The organism is Citrobacter sp. Cpo045 (assembly GCF_030332875.1).
Taxonomy (GTDB): domain Bacteria; phylum Pseudomonadota; class Gammaproteobacteria; order Enterobacterales; family Enterobacteriaceae; genus Citrobacter; species Citrobacter portucalensis.
The window spans coordinates 483,912-502,942 of sequence record NZ_JAOWGZ010000103.1 but is presented as its reverse complement, the minus strand read 5'-3'; the positions used below and the strand labels follow the sequence as shown (position 1 = coordinate 502,942).

Here is a 19,031-nt window from a genome sequence, read left to right as displayed (position 1 = left end):
ATCGTAGTTTACGGGCCTGTTATGGCTTTATATGTGATCCAAATCTCATTGTGTATGCAACTTATGAAACTTAAATGAAAAATGTGCAACGCATCGCAAATAAATAGCTAAAAAATGAAGATTAACCCACCACTGCCAGAATAATCGGGAACAGGAACGGGGCTACCAGCGAGGTAATAATGCCGCAAATGACCAGCGCCAGTGAGCTAAACGCACCTTCCTGATAGTCCAGTTCCGCACAGCGTGCGGTGCCCAGGGCGTGCGACGCGGTGCCCATTGCCAGCCCACGAGCGGCCTTAGTGCGAATACGCATGGCATTGAGTAACGTATGTCCAAATACCGCCCCGAGAATGCCGACAAAAATGACGCATACGGCGCTGATCGCCGGAATGCCGCCAATACTGCCTCCCACGGCCATAGCGATAGGCGTGGTGACCGATTTTGGCATGATAGACGCGGCAATTTGCGGCGATGCGCCCATCAACAAGGCGATTGTTGTACCTGTAACCATCGCCACAACGCTCCCGGCAAAACAGATAGCAATGATTGATTTCCAGCGGGCGCGAATCTGGTGCAACTGTTCGTATAACGGATAGGCCAGCGCGACCACGGCAGGTTGCAGCAAATCGTTCAGCACTTCGCTGCCTTTGAAATAGTGATCGTAGGGAATACCGGTCAGCAGCAGAATGGGAATGATCACCACCATGGCAACAAGCAGCGGATTCAGCAAAGGCATTTTAAAGCGAGCTGCCAGCTTACGTGCGCCAAAAAATACCGCCAGCGTAAGAGGTAATGACCACCAGATATACGACATCATTTTTTTGCTTTAGCCTCTTTTTGCCCAACGATTTTGCGCTCACCGTGCACAATGTGCGAGCTCCAGCTCACCACCAGGAAAACGACCAGCGTACTGATGGTACAAGACACCACCACCGGACCAAATTGCGCGCGCAGCAGGTCAAAGTACTGCATGATCCCCACGCCAATCGGGACAAACAACAGGGCCATATAGCGAATCAGCACGTAGCAGCCGGGGTTAACCCATTTTGCCGGTAACACCTGCAAAGCCAGTAAAACAAACAGAATCAGCATGCCGATAATGCTGCCCGGAATGGTGATAGGGAGTAGCGATGCAAGAAAAATACCTGCATAGAGGCAGGCATAAATCAGGACGAATGCGCGCAAATATTGCCAGATAACGTTCAGTGCTTTGCTCATAGTTGAAACCCTTGACGAGACTCATTCATCATACAATTAAACTTAAAAACGTGCTACCGATCACATCATGAATTCTAAGCATAGAGGAAATAGATATCTGGAACATCGGGCGATGGCCCTAACTCTCCGCGCTAAACTTGTGCCAGGTAGTACAGAAAACGGTTCAGGGCGGTAGTAGGCGTTTCGTTGTTGCGCCAGAATACGCCGACGCTGCCTTTTTGTTCAATCTTCGGCAGATTCAGGATAGCCAGTTGTCCCTGGGCGGCATACCGTTGTGCCAGCCGTAGAGAAAGAATAGAGATCATGTCGCTACTTTGCAGCAGGTTGGTACTGACGTTGATTGATGCCGATTCAATGATGTTTTCCGGCAACATTACGCCGTTATCAACCAGCGCGTTATCAATGCTTATCCGGATAGGGGTTCCTGTCGGCCAGACAATCCAGCGCCAGTTAGCCAGATCGTGCCAGGTGAGCAGGGGATATTTTGCCAAGGGATGATCGGGGCGGGCGACGAAACAGACCGGCTCGGTATACAGCACTTGATAATTGAGCGGCAACTGAAGCGCCCGACCGCCGACCCGACCGACGACGACATCCACCGAACCCGCGAGCAGATCGTGCAGCAGCGGGGTCATCACTTTCTCTTCAATATTTAGATGCAGGGTTGGCAGTTCTGTGAGCAAACCCAGTATTGCCTGTGAAACACAGTCGGTCGCTACCGGCGAGCAGCCAATCTTCAGACTCCCTACAAGGCCGCCTTGCTTAAAACGGGCGATTTCATACTGCGAACGCTCCATATCATTGATCAGGCGTTGGGCATGTTGCAGTAGCAACTTGCCGCCTTCGGAAGGGCGCAAGCCTTTACTGTGACGTTCAAAGAGCGTGATGCCAATCTCATCTTCGAGCTGTGATAACCATTTCGACAACGCGGGCTGGGTGATATTCATCATCCGGGCGACGTGCGTCAGATTTCCCTGTTCGCCCAGCGCGATAAGCGTTTGCAGGTGTTGCAACTTCAGTTTCTGCGCCCAGTTTGCCATTTGCTATAACCTCCAGGTTATGCCTCTGCATGAAAAGCCATTGTACATTTCATCTCCAAACATACAAAGTCGCAACATACCTAAAACAAAACAGACATCTACTCTACCTGCACTGAGGCATTCACTATGACTCAACAACGTGATCTACAAGCACTGATCGATTCCGCCCCCGTCGGTAAGACCCAGTGGCGCGTTATCATCTGCTGTTTTCTGGTTGTCATGCTCGACGGATTTGATACCGCGGCGATTGGTTTTATCGCACCCGACATTCGCACTCACTGGCAGCTGACTGCCGGCGATCTGGCACCGCTGTTTGGCGCAGGTCTGCTGGGGCTGACTGCTGGCGCGCTGCTCTGTGGCCCGCTGTCCGACCGTTTTGGCCGCAAACGGGTGATAGAACTCTGCGTGGCGCTGTTCGGTGCACTGAGCCTGCTCTCGGCTTTTTCCCCCGATCTGCAAACGCTGGTTATTTTGCGCTTTCTTACCGGCTTAGGGCTGGGCGGGGCAATGCCGAATACCATTACTATGACTTCGGAATACCTGCCCGCGCGTCGGCGTGGCGCACTGGTCACCATGATGTTCTGTGGCTTTACTCTGGGATCGGCAATGGGCGGTATCGTCAGCGCACAGCTGGTGCCGGTGATTGGTTGGCACGGCATTCTGGTGCTGGGAGGCGTTCTACCGCTAATGCTGTTTGTTGCTCTGCTGTTTGCGCTACCGGAATCCCCGCGCTGGCAGGTTCGTCGTCAAGTGCCGCAAAACGTGATTGCCAGAACCGTTAGCGCCATCACCCGGGAACGTTATGACAATACCCATTTTTATCTCAACGAAGGTGCCGCGATAGCTAAAGGCAGCATTCGCCAGCTGTTCGTTGGGCGACAGCTGCCTATTACTCTGATGCTATGGGTAGTGTTCTTTATGAGCCTGCTGATTATTTATCTGCTCTCCAGCTGGATGCCAACGCTGCTTAACCATCGTGGAATTGATCTGCAGCATGCCTCCTGGGTAACTGCCGCCTTCCAGATTGGAGGAACGCTGGGGGCACTGGCGCTGGGTGTGCTGATGGACAAATATAACCCTTTCCGCGTGCTGGCCGTGAGTTATGCGCTGGGCGCAGTGTGCATCGTCATGATTGGCCTGAGCGAAAACGGTCTGTGGCTGATGGCACTGGCTATTTTTGGCACCGGCATCGGCATCAGCGGTTCTCAGGTTGGTATTAATGCGTTAACCGCCACGCTTTATCCGACACAAAGCCGGGCGACGGGCGTCAGCTGGTCTAATGCAGTGGGGCGCTGCGGCGCGATTGTCGGCTCGCTTTCCGGCGGGGTGATGATGGCGATGAATTTCTCATTCGATAACCTGTTTTTCATTATTGCCGTCCCGGCGGCCATCAGCGCGGTAATGCTTACGCTGCTGACGGTTGTTATCCGCCAGTCGGCCTCTGCCTCAAATACTCTGCCACGCGCAGGTGTTGTGAATGAATAAGGAGAATCCCTATGTCTGAACTGAATCAGGACGTTAAGAACAGCCGTCAGCAGTTTTACCAGCATATTTCCGGGCAGAATCTGACCCCTCTGTGGGAGTCGCTGCACCGCCTGGTGCCGCCAACACCGAACGCACATTGCGCGCCTGCGTACTGGAACTATCAGGAGATCCGCCCGCTGCTGCTGGAAAGTGGCGATCTGATTGGCGCGAAAGAGGCGATTCGCCGCGTGCTGGTGCTGGAAAACCCAATGCTGCGTGGACAGTCTTCAATCACCCCAACGCTGTACGCGGGATTGCAGTTAATTATGCCGGGCGAGGTTGCGCCGAGTCATCGTCATAATCAGTCTGCACTGCGCTTTATTGTCGAAGGGAAAGGGGCATTTACCGCTGTGGACGGTGAGCGCACCCAAATGCATGAAGGCGATTTTATTCTGACGCCGCAGTGGCGCTGGCACGATCACGGCAACCCGGGCAGTGAACCGGTGGTGTGGCTGGACGGTCTGGACCTGCCGTTGGTGAACCTGCTGGGCTGCGGCTTTGCGGAAGACTACCCGGAAGATCAGCAGCCGGTCACGCGCAAGGAAGGGGATTACTTACCGCGCTACGCGGCCAATATGCTGCCGCTGCGTCATCAGAAAGGTAACTCATCGCCGATTTTTAACTATCGCTACGATCGCAGCCGTGAAGCACTGCATGACCTGACGCGCATGGGCGACGCCGATGAGTGGGACGGTTACAAGATGCGTTACGTCAACCCGGTAACCGGCGGTTATCCCATGCCTTCGATGGGAACCTTCCTGCAACTGTTGCCGCAGGGCTTTTCCTCACGAATGGCGCGTACCACCGACAGCACTATCTACCACGTGGTGGAAGGAAGTGGGCAGGTCACCATCGGCAATGAGACCTTCAACTTTTCGCCAAAAGATATCTTTGTGGTGCCAACCTGGCACGGCGTGTCGTTCCAGACCCACGAAGATACCGTCTTATTCAGTTTTTCGGACAGACCGGTTCAGGAAGCACTGGGGTTGTTCCGCGAAGCACGCTATTAATTTGGGAGAGAGAAAATGACGCAATACGTATTTGAACCACAAGTGCCTGTTACCGTTCCTGTTGTTGGCTGTGATGAACAATTTCCTGTGCGCCGTGTTTACTGCGTGGGCCGTAACTATGCCGCTCATGCCCGTGAAATGGGCTTTGATCCGGATCGCGAACCACCGTTCTTTTTCTGTAAACCTGCCGATGCGGTAGTCCCGGTGGCGGCTGGTCAGATCCTCGAACTGCCGTACCCATCGCAAACCGATAACTATCACTATGAGATAGAGCTGGTGGTGGCGATTGGCAAAAAGGGCAGTGATATTCCGCTGGAAAAAGCGCACGAATATATCTGGGGCTATGCCACCGGCCTGGATATGACCCGCCGTGATCGGCAGATGGAGATGCGGCAGATGGGGCGTCCGTGGGAAATTGGCAAAGCGTTTGATCTCTCCGCACCCATCGCGCCGCTGCATAAAGCCAGCGAAAGTGTGGATGTTAACAATGCGCCAATCTGGTTGCAGGTCAACGGCGACGATCATCAGCGTAGCGATATTCGCCACCTCATCTGGTCTGTGAATGAAACCATCAGCTATCTGTCTGGTTTCTTTGAACTGCAGCCGGGCGATCTGATCTACACCGGTACCCCAGAAGGCGTGGGGGCGGTAGTGAAAGGGGATGTGATCACCGGAAACGTAGACGGTTTAACCCCCATCGCCGTGAAGATTGTCTGAGGTGGATGATGAAGCTGTACAGTTTCTTTAATAGCTCGGCGTCATATCGGGTGCGCATTGCGCTGGCGCTGAAGGGGCTGGATTACCAGACGGTGGGTGTCAACATTCGCATCGGTCAGCAGAACGAACTGGCCTACCGACGGATGAACCCGGTGGGACTGGTGCCGACTCTGGTGACCGATGACGGAGAATCACTTGGGCAGTCGCTGGCAATAATTGACTGGCTGGATGGCCACTTTCCGCAAACGCCACTGCTGCCTGCCGACTTCCCGGTGCGCAGTAAGGTGCTGGAAATTGTCTATGCCATCGCCTGTGATATCCACCCGGTGAATAACATGCGGGTACTGCGCTACCTGAGTGAAGAGTTAAAGGTCAGTGAAGAAGATAAAAAACGCTGGTATGCACACTGGATCCAGCAAGGGTTAAGCGCGGTGGAACAGATGCTGCGCCAGAGTCATTCGGGGACGTTCTGCGTGGGTGATGCGCCAACGCTGGCGGATTGCTGTCTGATCCCACAGTGGGCGAACGCGTTACGTATGGGCTGTGATCTGAGCGGATATCCGCGCTGTAAGGCGGTATATGATGCCTGTACTCAGCTTCCGGCGTTTATCGCCGCCGCGCCCGAGAATCAACAAGATAAAATTCCAGCCTGATAAGGAGAACGACAATGGCTAAAGTGACACGCGCAATTATCGTGGGTGGTGGGATTGGCGGCGCGGCGACCGCGCTATCGCTGGCCCGTCAGGGCATTAAAGTGATGTTGCTGGAGAAAGCGCACGAGATTGGTGAAATTGGCGCGGGTATTCAGCTCGGGCCGAATGCATTCTCTGCTCTGGACAGCCTTGGCGTGGGGGAAATCGCCCGCCAACGCGCCGTTTTTACCGACCACATCACGATGATGGATGCGGTAAATGCGAAAGAGGTGGTCCGCATTGAAACCGGCCAGGCGTTCCGCGATCACTTTGGCGGCCCTTATGCGGTTATCCATCGGGTTGATATTCACGCCAGCGTTTGGGAAGCGGCGCTGGTGCATCCTAACGTTGAGTATCGCACTTCAACTAACGTGGTTGATATTCGCCAGACAGAGAATGACGTGACGGTATTTGATGAACACGGCAACAGTTGGACGGCGGATATTTTGGTGGGCTGTGACGGTGTAAAATCGGTCGTTCGTCAGTCTCTGATTGGCGATGCGCCACGGGTTACCGGACACGTGGTCTATCGCGCCGTGATTGATTGCGATGATATGCCGGAAGATTTACGCATTAACGCACCGGTGCTGTGGGCCGGACCACACTGTCACCTGGTGCACTATCCGCTGCGCGGCGGTAAGCAATATAACCTGGTGGTGACCTTCCACAGTCGTCAGCAGGAAGAGTGGGGCGTGAAAGATGGCAGCAAAGAGGAAGTGCTCTCCTATTTTGCGGGTATCCATCCGCGCCCGCGCCAGATGCTGGATAAACCGACGTCATGGCGGCGCTGGTCCACCGCCGACCGCGAGCCGGTAGAAAAATGGGGAACCGACCGCATCACGCTGGTGGGGGATGCCGCTCACCCGGTGGCGCAATATATGGCGCAGGGTGCCTGTATGGCGTTGGAAGACGCGGTAACGCTCGGTAAAGCGCTACAGCAGTGTGATGGCGATGCGGCTGATGCCTTTGCGCTGTATGAGTCGGTGCGTATTCCGCGTACCGCACGCATCGTCTGGTCAACGCGTGAAATGGGCCGTGTCTACCACGCCGCAGGCGTCGAGCGGCAGGTGCGTAATCTGCTGTGGAAAGACAAATCGCAGGCGGAGTTTTATCGCGGTATGGAATGGCTGTACGGTTGGAAAGAAGATAACTGCCTGTTGCCGCGCTGAGCCTCTTTAATCTCCCGAACGGAGGCGCTACCATAGCGCCTCTTTTTTTGCGGGTGACGATATGCGTGTTTTACTGGCGCCGATGGAAGGCGTGCTCGACTCACTGGTGCGCGAGCTGCTGACTGAAGTGAATGATTACGATCTGTGCATCACCGAATTTGTGCGCGTGGTGGATCAGCTCCTGCCGGCAAAAGTATTTCATCGACTCTGCCCGGAACTGCATAACAACAGCCGGACGCCATCCGGCACGTTGGTTCGCATTCAGCTGTTAGGACAGTATCCGCAGTGGCTGGCGGAGAATGCCGCACGCGCGGTAGAACTGGGCTCATACGGTGTCGATCTAAACTGTGGCTGTCCGTCGAAGCTGGTGAACGGTAGCGGCGGTGGCGCAACGCTATTGAAAGATCCTGAGCTTATCTACCGGGGCGCAAAAGCTATGCGCGAGGCGGTTCCGGCTCATCTTCCGGTGACGGTGAAAGTTCGTCTGGGCTGGGACAACAGCGACCGGCAGTTTGAAATTGCCGATGCCGTCCAGCAGGCTGGTGCCAGCGAACTGGCGGTGCACGGCCGAACCAAAGAGCAGGGCTACAAGGCGGAACATATCAACTGGCAGGCGATTGGCGAGATCCGCCAGCGGCTGACCATTCCGGTTATTGCGAATGGTGAAATCTGGGACTGGCAGAGCGCCCAGGATTGTATGGCTATCAGCGGATGCGATGCGGTGATGATCGGACGTGGCGCATTAAATATTCCGAACCTGAGCCGCGTGGTGAAATACAACGAGCCGCGTATGCCGTGGCCTGAAGTCGTGACGCTGTTGCAAAAATATACCCGCCTTGAAAAGCAGGGGGACACCGGGCTGTATCATGTAGCGCGGATTAAGCAGTGGTTAGGGTATTTGCGCAAAGAATATTCAGAGGCAACAGAACTGTTTCAGGAAATTCGTGCGTTAAATAATTCGCCGGATATCGCACGTGCGATTCAGGCTATCGAGATTACTGCCTGATCTCAGTTCCAGTAGGCCGGATAAGGCGTTTACGCCGCCATCCGGCATCAGAGAGAATAATAGCCTGAGATTTCTGCTATCAGGCCTGGGCGAAATGACGACATCAGAAAATCATCTTAAACACGCCTGTTACCACCAATAGCCCAATCAGAAAAATAATCAGAATTACCCACAGCAGAATTTTCATTAACTTTCCTTTTTTTGGTAAGTTCAGATTGAGTATAGGAAAGTATCAATCATTCTGCCTGGAGGCGTTGTTATGCTGGTTTACGTGCGCTGAGCAGAAACACCATCGGCCGCTCTTTTTCTTCATCTAAAGCCGGGTTTTCAGCAATCTGTTGCGCGGACGGCCCCCATTCATCGACACAAACGATCTCGAATCCGGCGGCAATCAGCGCATTAATCCAGGTCGCCAGCTTACGGTGCTGTTTTTTGACGCCTTCAGCAAACCAGTTACTGATACGCTCACCTTCCTGCTGATAATGATTAACCGGCCAGGACAGCTGCCCGGTTTTATCTTTTATCCAGCCCTGATTAAGCGGTGCGGTATAAATTGGATGCTCGGCAGAGAAAACTAACATACCGCCTGGTGTTAATGACTGGTAAATGGTTACGAATAATCGTTCTATATCGTGCAAATAGTGCAGGGCAAGCGAGCTATAAACCAGGTCAAAAGAATTTGGGGACAGGGTTAGCGTTTCGAGATCTTCACGCTGATAAACGATGCCATTACCCTGCGTCATACTGTGTGCCTGGGTTAACATTTTTTGTGAAATATCCAGTCCCATTACGCTGGCTGCCAGATTATCGCGCGCGTAGCGGCAAAACCAACCATATCCACAGCCCAAATCAAGAATGTTTTTGCCTTGAAGAGAGGGGAGCATCGCTTGTATTGTCGGCCATTCTGGCGCGCCGTCGAGTCCCTTTACTGAACGATCCAGCGTGGCATATCCGGCAAAGAACTCAGGATCGTCATAGATATTCTGTGACATAACATCTCCATCCATTAATTATTAAAATTATTTAATCTATATTATTCACGAGGTGTATATTTTTCTGATTATATATTTTTATTGCCAAAGATGTATTGCCACGCGTAACTAAAAAAGCAACAGCGACAAGTCGTAATCTCTGCACATCTTTTCTTACCTGTATATCTCCATGAATCGTAATTCTGTGTTTGTCACGACGGCATTGTTGCCGCTTTTTGTTCTGATGTCTGGCTGCGCGCCGATGCATGATGACCGTCAGTCTCTGTCACAGCAGACGCCTGCCGCAAATGTCGATACCACATTGCCTGCCGCGTTAAAAAATGGCTGGCCGGACAGCCAGTGGTGGAAGGCATATCACGACCCCCAGCTTAATGCGTTGATTGACAGCACGTTGCGAAATTCTCCTGATATGCAGGTCGCGGAACAGCGCATTCAACTGGCGGAGGCGCAGGCTAAGGCCGTGGAAGCACAAGATGGCCCGGAGATTGACTTCTCCGCAGACGTTGAGCGTCAGAGAATGTCAGCCGAAGGGCTGATGGGGCCGTTTGCCATTACCGATCCGGCCGCCGGGACGACAGGGCCGTGGTACACCAACGGTACTTTTGGTTTAACCGCCGGCTGGAATCTGGATCTGTGGGGTAAGAATCGGGCCGAAGTGACTGCGCGTATAGGGGCCGTTAAGGCACGTGAGGCTGAGCGCGAGCAAACCCGGCAACTGCTGGCGAGCGGTGTCTCCCGTCTTTACTGGGAATGGCAGACGCAGGCCGCGCTGAAAACCGTGCTGACGCAAATCGAAAGCGAGCAGCAAAATGTGATTACCGTCGATCGTCAACTATATCAAAACGGCCTCACTTCTTCGGTGGAAGGCGTCGAAACCGATATCGATTCCAGCAAAACAGAGCAGCAGCTGAATGATGTCAGCGGTAAAATGAAGGTGATTGAGGCGCGCCTAAGCGCGCTGAGCAACTCGCAGTCCGTTGCCCTGAAGCTCCATTCGACCAAACTGCCCGTGGTTGAAAGTCAGCTCCCGTCCCAACTAGGTTATTCGCTGCTGGCCCGTCGACCAGATTTGCAGGCAGCACACTGGTACATTGAGTCATCGCTGAGCAGCATTGATGCGGCGAAAGCGGCGTTTTATCCCGATGTGAATCTGATGGCATTTTTACAACAGGATGCGTTACATCTGAGTGACCTGTTCCGCCATTCCGCGCAGCAAATGGGCGTAACCGCCGGGCTGACGCTGCCTATCTTTGACAGTGGCAGGCTGAATGCGAATCTCGATATTACGAAAGCGCAAAGTAACCTGACGGTGGCGAATTACAACAAAGCTGTGGTGGATGCGGTGAATGACGTGGCACGTGCGGCATCGCAGGTAGAAACACTGGCGCAGAAAAATCAGCATCAGCAGCAGATTGAACATGACGCTCAGCGCGTAGTGGGGCTGGCACAGGCGCGCTTTAATGCGGGTATTATTGCGGGCTCCAGGGTTAGCGAGGCAAAGATCCCGGCATTACGTGAGCAGTGCAACGGTCTGCTTTTGCAAGGCCAGTGGCTGGATGCCTCAATCCAGTTGACCAGCGCGCTGGGCGGCGGTTATCACGCATCCTGATTTAATCGGCCCGCCGGTGTTCCGCTGTCGGGCCATCTTCATTGCGCTTTACGCGTGCTTCGGCGTTTCATCCACCAGCGAACGCCCGCGACTATTCCGATAACCAGCACCAGCCAGATACCATGCTTGATATGCTGGTCGAGGCTGTGCAGCCACGGCGCGATCACTTCGCCACCGACGTAGCCGAGGGTGGTAAATAGCAATGCCCAGACAAACGCGCCAAGAATATTCAGCGGTAAAAATATCTTCGGCGGCAGGTGACTGGCGCCAATCAGTAAGGGACCAATAACGCGAAAGCCGTACATAAAGCGCGTACCGACCACAAACAGGTAAGGACGCCGTTGGATCATTTTCTGCGCATAATGAATTTTCGCCTGATGGCGCGAGAAACGACGCAGAATTTTGCCGCCAAAACGACGTCCGAGTAAATAGAGCAACTGATCGCCAATCATCCCACCTAGTGCGACCGAGAGTACCACCAGCGGGAATTTCAGGACTCCCTGATGCGCCACGACGCCGCCTAACAGGGTAATGGTTTCACCTTCCGCCAGGCTGCCGATGATTAACGCAGCATAGCCGTACTGCGCAACATAATGCGTTATATCCATACGTTGTATGACCTCCACGGTAATAGCATACACCCTATGAATACTTGATGCCGGAAAAGACGCATAGTAGCGCTTAACGTCGTTCAGTTCCCTAATGCCTGATGGCGCTTCGCTTATCAAGCCTACGGCTTACACACTTTTTACCCGGCGCTTCGGTATTTTTCATGTGTACATAAAATAATCAAAAGCTGAATTATACTTGAAGTGTTGAGGTCCGGAGCTGACAAGAAGGGGGCGGTATGAACCATGTCTGGGGGCTGTTTTCCCATCCCGATCGTGAAATGCACGTGATCAACAGCGAAAACGAAAGTGTTTCGCATCACTATACCCACCATGTACTGCTGATGGCGGCAATCCCGGTTGTTTGCGCGTTTATCGGTACCACGCAAATCGGCTGGAATTTTGGCGATGGCAATATCCTGAAGTTATCTCTGTTGACCGGATTTGCGATGGCAATTCTGTTTTACGGGGTGATGCTGGCAGGCGTCGCCGTCATGGGCCGGGTTATCTGGTGGATGGCACGTAATTACCCGCAGCGCCCGTCGTTGGCCCACTGTATGGTCTTTGCAGGGTATGTTGCGACGCCGCTGTTTTTAAGCGGATTGGTCGCACTTTATCCGCTGGTCTGGCTGTGTGCATTAGTAGGAACGATCGCGCTATTTTACACCGGTTATTTACTCTATCTCGGCATTCCGACGTTCCTGAATATCTCTAAAGAGGAAGGCCTGAGCTTTTCCAGTTCAACACTGGCGATCGGTGTTCTGGTACTGGAAGTTCTGCTGGCGATTACGGTAATCCTGTGGGGTTACGGCTATCGGTTATTTTGACGGATAAACCTGTCTGCGCTGCGTTGTTGACGTAAAAGTCAGCAACGCAGCATTTCGAGACGATTCTCCTGTGGCGGCAAACCTGCCGGATCGCTATGATGCCTGAGCTAGCTTGAGATAATACTTAGTCTCTGGCGGTGTGCGTTGTGACGTGCGTGAACCATTATCAGAAATCTCATCATGCTGAAATTCCGAGTTTCATTATTAAGCCTTGCCCTGGTGCTGGCCGTTCCTTTTGCACCCCAAGCCGTGGCTAAAACGGCAACTACCGCAGCAGCTTCTCAGCCTGAGATAGCGTCCGGTAGCGCGATGATTGTTGATCTGAATACCAACAAAGTTATCTATTCGAACCACCCGGACCTTGTGCGTCCGATTGCGTCGATTACCAAATTAATGACCGCGATGGTAGTGCTTGATGCACGACTGCCGTTGGATGAGAAGCTGAAAGTTGATATCAGCCAGACGCCGGAAATGAAAGGCATCTACTCTCGTGTGCGACTGAACAGTGAAATTAGCCGTAAAGACATGCTGCTGCTGGCGCTGATGTCATCAGAAAACCGTGCGGCGGCGAGCCTGGCGCATCATTACCCTGGCGGTTATAACGCGTTTATTAAGGCCATGAATGCTAAAGCGAAAGCGCTCGGCATGACTCAGACTCGCTTTGTGGAACCAACCGGCTTATCGATTCATAACGTCTCGACCGCTCGTGATTTAACCAAGCTGCTGATTGCCAGCAAGCAGTATCCGCTGATTGGCCAGTTAAGCACCACGCGTGAAGATATGGCGACCTTTGCCAACCCGGCTTATACGCTGCCATTCCGTAACACTAACCATCTGGTATACCGCGATAACTGGAATATTCAGTTAACCAAAACCGGGTTTACCAATGCGGCAGGCCACTGTCTGGTGATGCGCACCGTGATCAATAACAAACCGGTGGCGCTGGTGGTGATGGATGCGTTCGGTAAATATACCCACTTTGCCGATGCCAGCCGTTTACGTACCTGGATTGAAACGGGCAAGGTGATGCCGGTTCCGGCAGCGGCGCTGAGCTATAAAAAGCAAAAAGCGGCGCAGATGGCAGCGGCGGGTTCAGCGACGAGCGAGCAAACTGCACAGAACGATTAAATAAGACAACTTATCCGGCATACACATAGCTAATGTAGCGGTAGGCCGGGCAAGCGAAGCGCCCCCGGCAACATGCCCGGTGGCGCTTATCTTTTTTGCTTTATGACTCTTTCCAGAACTTCTGCTTACTCGTTTTCCCAATACCCGGATTCATACTGTTGGTGGGATCGTTCTCACGGTAAAAACGGGTTAATGTTTCCGGTGCTTTATACAGATGTCCGACGTTATGCTCTGCCGGATACTGTGCTCCGCGCTCGTGCAGAAGCTCCAGCATCTGCTCTTTCAGGGCATGCGCATCCACGCCTTTTTTCACGATGTAATCCTGATGGAAGACGTAGCACATAAAGTGGCCGTAATAGAGTTTGTGCACCAGTTGGCTGTCGATCTCTGCAGGCAGATGCTCGTACCATTCGGTGTCGTTACGGCGCAGCGCGATATCCAGCGCCAGAATATCTTCCACTTCATCGGCATGTACGGCCTGGTAACGAATCGCCGCCCCAGCCGCCGCAAAGCGATGCAAAAACGCCTTGCTGCCTTCTTCCGGCGTACAGGCAAAGAAGTCGCCTTCAGCGGTTTTGAAAAACTCGCTTAGCCAGTTTTGCGCTTCAGCCACGCCACCACCGGCCATTTTTAACAGCAGGTGATGTTCGTACTTATCGCGCCAGCTTTTCATGCGCGCGGGTAAGTGGCTGGGGAACAAATGGCCAAATTTCTGCATTGCCCGATCGGTGAAATGTGGACGGAAAATTTTCACTTTTTCCAGCATTGCATCGGTGCGACCTTTCAGGGTGAAGAAGAACGGCATTTTGTCGGTGCCGAGCTTGTCGATCATCAGAAACGTATCTTTGCCGTATTGCTCAGCGATGTCATAAATATCGCGGTGCATATATTCACCGGCGACCGGCAGATGCTCAAATTTTGCCAGAATATGACGGCGAATCTCCGTCAGCACCTCTGGCTGGTTGGTACCGATGTAAAAGACCTGCTGGTTTTTTTCGGCTTCGAAGGTGTCCAGACGCACCGCAAAAACCGCGAGCTTGCCTGCACAACCGGATGATTCAAACAACCGATCCGGGTCGGCGTTATAGCGAGCGGGCGTGTCCGCCTCAATATCTCTGACGCGGGTAACGTAGTCGTGATCGTGTGCATGACGTCCATCGTGGCGCACATCGTCATCTTTGATACGCTCGTCATCAAGTTTGCTAAGGATCTGTTCCGGGGTCTGGCCCAGTTCGATACCCAGATGGTTAACCAGCTGTAATTTACCCTGCTCGTCAATACGCGCAAACAGCGACATCTCCGTGTATGCCGGACCGCGCTGAACCAGCGAGCCGCCGGAGTTGTTACAAATACCGCCAATCACTGAAGCGCCGATACAGGAAGATCCGATCACCGAATGCGGCTCACGGCCAAACGGTTTGAGCGCTTTTTCCAGTGAATAAAGCGTGGTGCCGGGATAGGCCAGCACCTGTTCGCCTTTGCCGATGACGTGCAGCTTATCAAGGCGCAGGGTGCTGATAATGACAATCTCGCGGTCGTAATCATTACCGCTTGGCGTAGAGCCTTCGGTCAGCCCAGTGTTGGCGGCCTGCATCAGGATAATTTTATCTGCGGCGACACAAGCGTTCAGGACGCGCCACAATTCTAAAAGCGAGCCAGGGAACACCACGGCGAGTGCATCGCCCTGACCGGAGCGGAATCCCTTGCGATAGCGGGCGGTTTTAGCAGGGTCTGTGAGCAGGTGTGAATGACCTACCAGACGGGTCAGTTCATTCAGAAAAGCTTTATTATCTGTTGTAATGGAAGACATTCTCCACTCCTTGTGGTGGGACTCAATATCAGGAACAAGCATAGCGCTTTGTATGACAATACGCTTTCTCATTCACATTGTCTCTGGGTTGTCCTCCACTGAGTCGCGTTGGTTTCGAAAATTAGGAGAATAACCTTAGCTTTCTTTATCGCTCCCGTTTAGTCTTACGGCAAACTGCGGTTTTTGTTATATTTTCGCTGCCTCGTCGGGAAAAAATAAAGAGAGAATCAACATGAAATGGCTATGTTCTGTAGGTGTCGCGGTGAGTCTGGCGTTGCAACCAGCGCTGGCGGACACGCTGTTTGGTAACCATCCTCTGACGCCAGAAGCGCGGGATGCATTCGTTACCGATTTACTTAAACAGATGACCGTGGATGAGAAAATTGGGCAACTACGCTTGATAAGCGTCGGACCTGATAACCCGAAAGAAGCCATCCGCGAGATGATCAAAGACGGGCAGGTTGGGGCAATTTTTAACACCGTCACGCGCCAGGATATCCGCAAAATGCAGGATCAGGTGATGGAGCTCAGCCGCCTGAAAATTCCTCTCTTTTTTGCCTACGACGTATTGCACGGCCAGCGTACCGTGTTCCCGATAAGTCTTGGCCTGGCGTCCTCTTTTAATCTCGATGCGGTCAGAACCGTTGGCCGTATTTCCGCGTATGAAGCTGCCGATGATGGTCTGAATATGACCTGGGCGCCAATGGTCGATGTCTCTCGCGATCCGCGCTGGGGCCGTGCTTCAGAAGGTTTTGGTGAAGACACGTATTTAACGGCTACGATGGGTAAAACCATGGTGGAAGCGATGCAGGGGAAAAGCCCGGCTGACCGCTATTCGGTGATGACCAGCGTCAAGCACTTCGCCGCCTATGGCGCGGTTGAAGGTGGCAAGGAATATAACACCGTCGATATGAGCCCACAGCGTCTGTTCAACGACTATATGCCGCCGTATAAAGCCGGGCTGGATGCCGGTAGCGGTGCGGTGATGGTGGGTCTTAATTCGCTAAACGGTACGCCTGCAACCTCAGATTCATGGCTGTTAAAAGACGTGCTGCGTGATGAGTGGGGCTTTAAGGGGATTACCGTTTCCGATCACGGCGCGATTAAGGAACTGATTAAGCACGGTACCGCCTCCGATCCTGAAGATGCGGTGCGTGTGGCGATCAAGTCCGGCATCAACATGAGTATGAGCGATGAGTATTACAGCAAATATCTGCCGGGCTTGATTAAATCCGGCAAAGTGACGATGGCGGAGTTGGACGACGCCGCGCGCCACGTGCTGAACGTGAAATATGATATGGGGCTGTTTAACGATCCGTACAGCCATCTGGGGGCCAAAGAATCTGACCCACAGGACACCAACGCAGAAAGCCGTTTGCATCGCAAAGAGGCGCGTGAAGTGGCGCGCGAAAGCCTGGTGCTGCTGAAAAACCGTCTGGAAACGTTGCCGCTGAAAAAATCGGCCACAGTGGCGGTTGTCGGTCCGCTGGCCGACAGCAAGCGTGATGTGATGGGCAGTTGGTCCGCCGCCGGTGTTGCCGATCAGTCGGTAACGGTACTGACGGGGATTAAAAATGCCGTCGGCGATCAGGGCAAAGTGCTGTACGCCAAAGGGGCGAATATCACCAACGACAAAGGCATTGTCGATTTCCTCAACCTGTATGAAGAAGCGGTAAAGGTTGACCCGCGTTCGCCGCAGGCGATGATCGATGAAGCCGTTAACGCCGCGAAGCAATCTGATGTGGTTGTCGCGGTAGTCGGTGAAGCGCAGGGCATGGCGCATGAAGCCTCCAGCCGCACCGATATCACCATTCCACAAAGTCAGCGTGACCTGATTGCCGCGTTGAAAGCCACGGGTAAACCGTTGGTTCTGGTGTTGATGAACGGTCGTCCGCTGGCGCTGGTGAAGGAAGATCAACAAGCCGATGCGATCCTCGAAACCTGGTTTGCCGGGACGGAGGGCGGTAACGCCATCGCCGATGTGCTGTTTGGTGATTACAATCCGTCAGGCAAGCTGCCGATGTCTTTCCCGCGCTCTGTTGGACAGATCCCGGTCTATTACAGCCATCTCAATACCGGTCGTCCGTATAACGCCGATAAACCGAACAAGTACACGTCGCGCTACTTTGATGAAGCCAATGGTCCGTTGTATCCCTTTGGTTATGGCCTGAGCTACACCACGTTTACGGTTTCTGATGTGAAGCTCTCTTCTCCGACGATGAAGCGTGACGGAACCGTGACGGCCAGCGTGCAGGTGACCAACACCGGCAAGCGCGAAGGTGCAACGGTGATTCAGATGTATTTACAGGATGTGACCGCCTCCATGAGTCGTCCGGTAAAACAGCTGAAAGGTTTTGAAAAAGTGAATCTTAAGCCAGGTGAAACCCAGACCGTCAGCTTCCCGATTGATATTGAAGCGCTCAAATTCTGGAACCAGCAGATGAAATACGATGCAGAACCTGGCAAATTTAACGTTTTCATCGGCGTGGATTCCGCCAGAGTGAAGCAGGGCGAATTTGAACTGCTGTAATAGATGAATAAAGTCATGCAGCATGCCTGATGGCTCTACGCTTATCAGGCTGACAAAGTTGTATCATCCGGCAAATTCATATTGGGTTTGCCGGATTTTTTTTTATTTTATTATCGCCTTACCGCTAATAACTCTCAGCGTTACCACCCAATTGCCAGGTTAAGGCTTGATTTTTCGACTATGCTTTTTCCTCAAGTCTCTGAAAAGGGCCGCAAAAGGATGAGGAGTACAGCATGATAATCTCAAAAGTATCGGTGGCTTCGCTGGCGCTGTTAGCCGCGATAAGCCTACCCTTACAGGCCGCGTCACCCGTCACGGTTGGTTCAAAAATAGATACCGAAGGGGCGCTGCTCGGCAACATTATTTTGCAGGTGCTCGAAAGCCATGGCGTGAAAACCGTCAATAAAGTACAGCTGGGTACCACTCCAGTAGTGCGTGGGGCAATCACCTCCGGTGAGCTGGATATTTATCCGGAATATACCGGTAATGGCGCATTCTTTTTTAAAGATGAAAATGATCCCGCGTGGAAAAATGCGCAGGCCGGTTTCGAGAAAGTGAAAAAGCTGGATGCAGAGCAAAATAAGCTGGTCTGGCTAACACCTGCACCCGCCAATAATACCTGGACCATTGCGGTACGCCAGGATGTCGCGCAAAAGAACAAGCTTGAGTCCCTTGCTGATTTAGGCCGCTACCTGAAAGACGGGGGAACATTCAAACTTGCTGCCTCTGCTGAATTTATCGAACGGGCTGACGCGTTGCCTGCGTTTGAAAAAGCCTATGATTTCAAACTGAATCAAAATCAGCTGTTGTCGCTAGCTGGGGGAGATACCGCGGTGACGATTAAAGCAGCGGCGCAGCAGACTTCTGGCGTCAATGCGGCGATGGCTTATGGCACCGATGGCCCGGTTGCGGCGCTTGGTCTGCAAACTTTAAGCGATCCCAAAGGTGTCCAGCCCATTTATGCGCCAGCACCCGTCGTACGTGAATCGGTGCTGAAAGACTACCCGCTAATGGGAGAATGGCTACAACCGGTTTTTGCCAGCCTGGATGAAAAAACGTTGCAGCAGCTGAATGCCAGTATTGCCGTGGAGGGGCTGGATGCGAAAAAAGTTGCAGCAGACTACCTGAAGCAAAAAGGATGGGTGAAGTAA

The 19,031-nt window shown here is 53.0% G+C and carries 18 protein-coding genes; 11 read left to right on the top strand and 7 right to left on the bottom strand.

Features of this window, described 5'->3' with window-relative positions; all coding sequences use genetic code 11:
- Positions 1–121: 121 nt before the first annotated feature.
- The 3 genes from OGY13_RS18425 to OGY13_RS18415 all read right to left on the bottom strand — a co-directional run bounded on the left by OGY13_RS18425 (position 122) and on the right by OGY13_RS18415 (position 2,258).
- Entirely contained in the window at positions 122–817 is a 696-nt protein-coding gene (locus OGY13_RS18425) for a CidB/LrgB family autolysis modulator (protein WP_003027380.1), read from the bottom strand.
- Entirely contained in the window at positions 814–1,218 is a 405-nt protein-coding gene (locus tag OGY13_RS18420; RefSeq protein WP_003834497.1) for a CidA/LrgA family protein, read from the bottom strand. The genes OGY13_RS18425 and OGY13_RS18420 overlap by 4 nt, the downstream gene beginning before the upstream one ends.
- A gap of 131 nt (positions 1,219–1,349) precedes the next feature.
- A complete protein-coding gene (locus OGY13_RS18415; protein WP_008785262.1) occupies positions 1,350–2,258 on the bottom strand; it encodes a LysR substrate-binding domain-containing protein in 909 nt (302 codons plus the stop codon).
- A 126-nt stretch (positions 2,259–2,384) separates the two neighbouring features.
- Between OGY13_RS18415 and mhbT the strand changes: the two genes are divergently transcribed.
- From mhbT to dusC, 6 genes are all read left to right on the top strand, one after another.
- Positions 2,385–3,743 carry a 3-hydroxybenzoate transporter MhbT gene (gene mhbT, locus OGY13_RS18410; RefSeq protein WP_213752767.1) on the top strand — a complete coding sequence of 453 codons (1,359 nt, stop codon included), beginning with the start codon at positions 2,385–2,387 and terminating at the stop codon, positions 3,741–3,743.
- An 11-nt stretch (positions 3,744–3,754) separates the two neighbouring features.
- A complete protein-coding gene (gtdA, locus tag OGY13_RS18405; protein ID WP_048234914.1) occupies positions 3,755–4,792 on the top strand; it encodes a gentisate 1,2-dioxygenase in 1,038 nt (345 codons plus the stop codon).
- Positions 4,793–4,807: 15 nt separating this feature from the next.
- Positions 4,808–5,509, top strand: a complete 702-nt coding sequence (locus OGY13_RS18400; protein ID WP_213752766.1) for a fumarylacetoacetate hydrolase family protein — start codon at positions 4,808–4,810, stop codon at positions 5,507–5,509.
- Positions 5,510–5,517: 8 nt separating this feature from the next.
- Complete coding sequence (maiA, locus tag OGY13_RS18395; RefSeq protein WP_103014205.1) at positions 5,518–6,162, top strand: maleylacetoacetate isomerase; 645 nt, start codon at positions 5,518–5,520, stop codon at positions 6,160–6,162.
- A 14-nt stretch (positions 6,163–6,176) separates the two neighbouring features.
- On the top strand, positions 6,177–7,370 hold the full coding sequence (locus OGY13_RS18390) for a 3-hydroxybenzoate 6-monooxygenase (RefSeq protein WP_125362677.1): 1,194 nt from the start codon (positions 6,177–6,179) through the stop codon (positions 7,368–7,370).
- A 61-nt stretch (positions 7,371–7,431) separates the two neighbouring features.
- Positions 7,432–8,376, top strand: coding sequence for a tRNA dihydrouridine(16) synthase DusC (gene dusC, locus OGY13_RS18385; protein ID WP_003834483.1), 945 nt, complete (start codon positions 7,432–7,434; stop codon positions 8,374–8,376).
- 103 nt (positions 8,377–8,479) lie between these two features.
- Here the strand turns inward: dusC and yohP are convergent, their stop codons facing one another.
- Both yohP and OGY13_RS18380 read right to left on the bottom strand, forming a co-directional pair.
- Entirely contained in the window at positions 8,480–8,563 is an 84-nt protein-coding gene (gene yohP / locus OGY13_RS25175) for a small membrane protein YohP (RefSeq protein ID WP_015572324.1), read from the bottom strand.
- 70 nt (positions 8,564–8,633) lie between these two features.
- Positions 8,634–9,368, bottom strand: coding sequence for a class I SAM-dependent methyltransferase (locus OGY13_RS18380; RefSeq protein ID WP_213752765.1), 735 nt, complete (start codon positions 9,366–9,368; stop codon positions 8,634–8,636).
- 169 nt (positions 9,369–9,537) lie between these two features.
- On the opposite strand from OGY13_RS18380, the gene mdtQ reads away from it, so the two are divergent.
- Positions 9,538–10,977, top strand: a complete 1,440-nt coding sequence (gene mdtQ, locus OGY13_RS18375; RefSeq protein ID WP_048234918.1) for a multidrug resistance outer membrane protein MdtQ — start codon at positions 9,538–9,540, stop codon at positions 10,975–10,977.
- Between the two features lie 38 nt (positions 10,978–11,015).
- Here mdtQ and OGY13_RS18370 read toward each other — a convergent pair whose 3' ends face one another.
- On the bottom strand, positions 11,016–11,585 hold the full coding sequence (locus OGY13_RS18370) for a DedA family protein (RefSeq protein ID WP_003834476.1): 570 nt from the start codon (positions 11,583–11,585) through the stop codon (positions 11,016–11,018).
- A gap of 239 nt (positions 11,586–11,824) precedes the next feature.
- Here OGY13_RS18370 and OGY13_RS18365 point away from each other — a divergent pair, with 239 nt between their 5' ends.
- Complete coding sequence (locus tag OGY13_RS18365) at positions 11,825–12,412, top strand: Yip1 family protein (protein ID WP_003834475.1); 588 nt, start codon at positions 11,825–11,827, stop codon at positions 12,410–12,412.
- Positions 12,413–12,592: 180 nt separating this feature from the next.
- Positions 12,593–13,540 (top strand): D-alanyl-D-alanine endopeptidase, encoded by a 948-nt coding sequence (gene pbpG / locus OGY13_RS18360; protein WP_048234922.1) that lies wholly within the window; start codon positions 12,593–12,595, stop codon positions 13,538–13,540.
- Positions 13,541–13,640: 100 nt separating this feature from the next.
- Here pbpG and dld read toward each other — a convergent pair whose 3' ends face one another.
- A complete protein-coding gene (dld, locus tag OGY13_RS18355; RefSeq protein WP_020996666.1) occupies positions 13,641–15,350 on the bottom strand; it encodes a D-lactate dehydrogenase in 1,710 nt (569 codons plus the stop codon).
- Positions 15,351–15,582: 232 nt separating this feature from the next.
- Here dld and bglX point away from each other — a divergent pair, with 232 nt between their 5' ends.
- Both bglX and osmF read left to right on the top strand, forming a co-directional pair.
- The gene (bglX, locus tag OGY13_RS18350) at positions 15,583–17,880 is read left to right on the top strand and encodes a beta-glucosidase BglX (RefSeq protein WP_191227008.1); all 2,298 of its coding nucleotides are present in this window, start codon (positions 15,583–15,585) and stop codon (positions 17,878–17,880) included.
- A 233-nt stretch (positions 17,881–18,113) separates the two neighbouring features.
- Positions 18,114–19,031 (top strand): glycine betaine ABC transporter substrate-binding protein OsmF, encoded by a 918-nt coding sequence (gene osmF, locus OGY13_RS18345; protein WP_213752569.1) that lies wholly within the window; start codon positions 18,114–18,116, stop codon positions 19,029–19,031.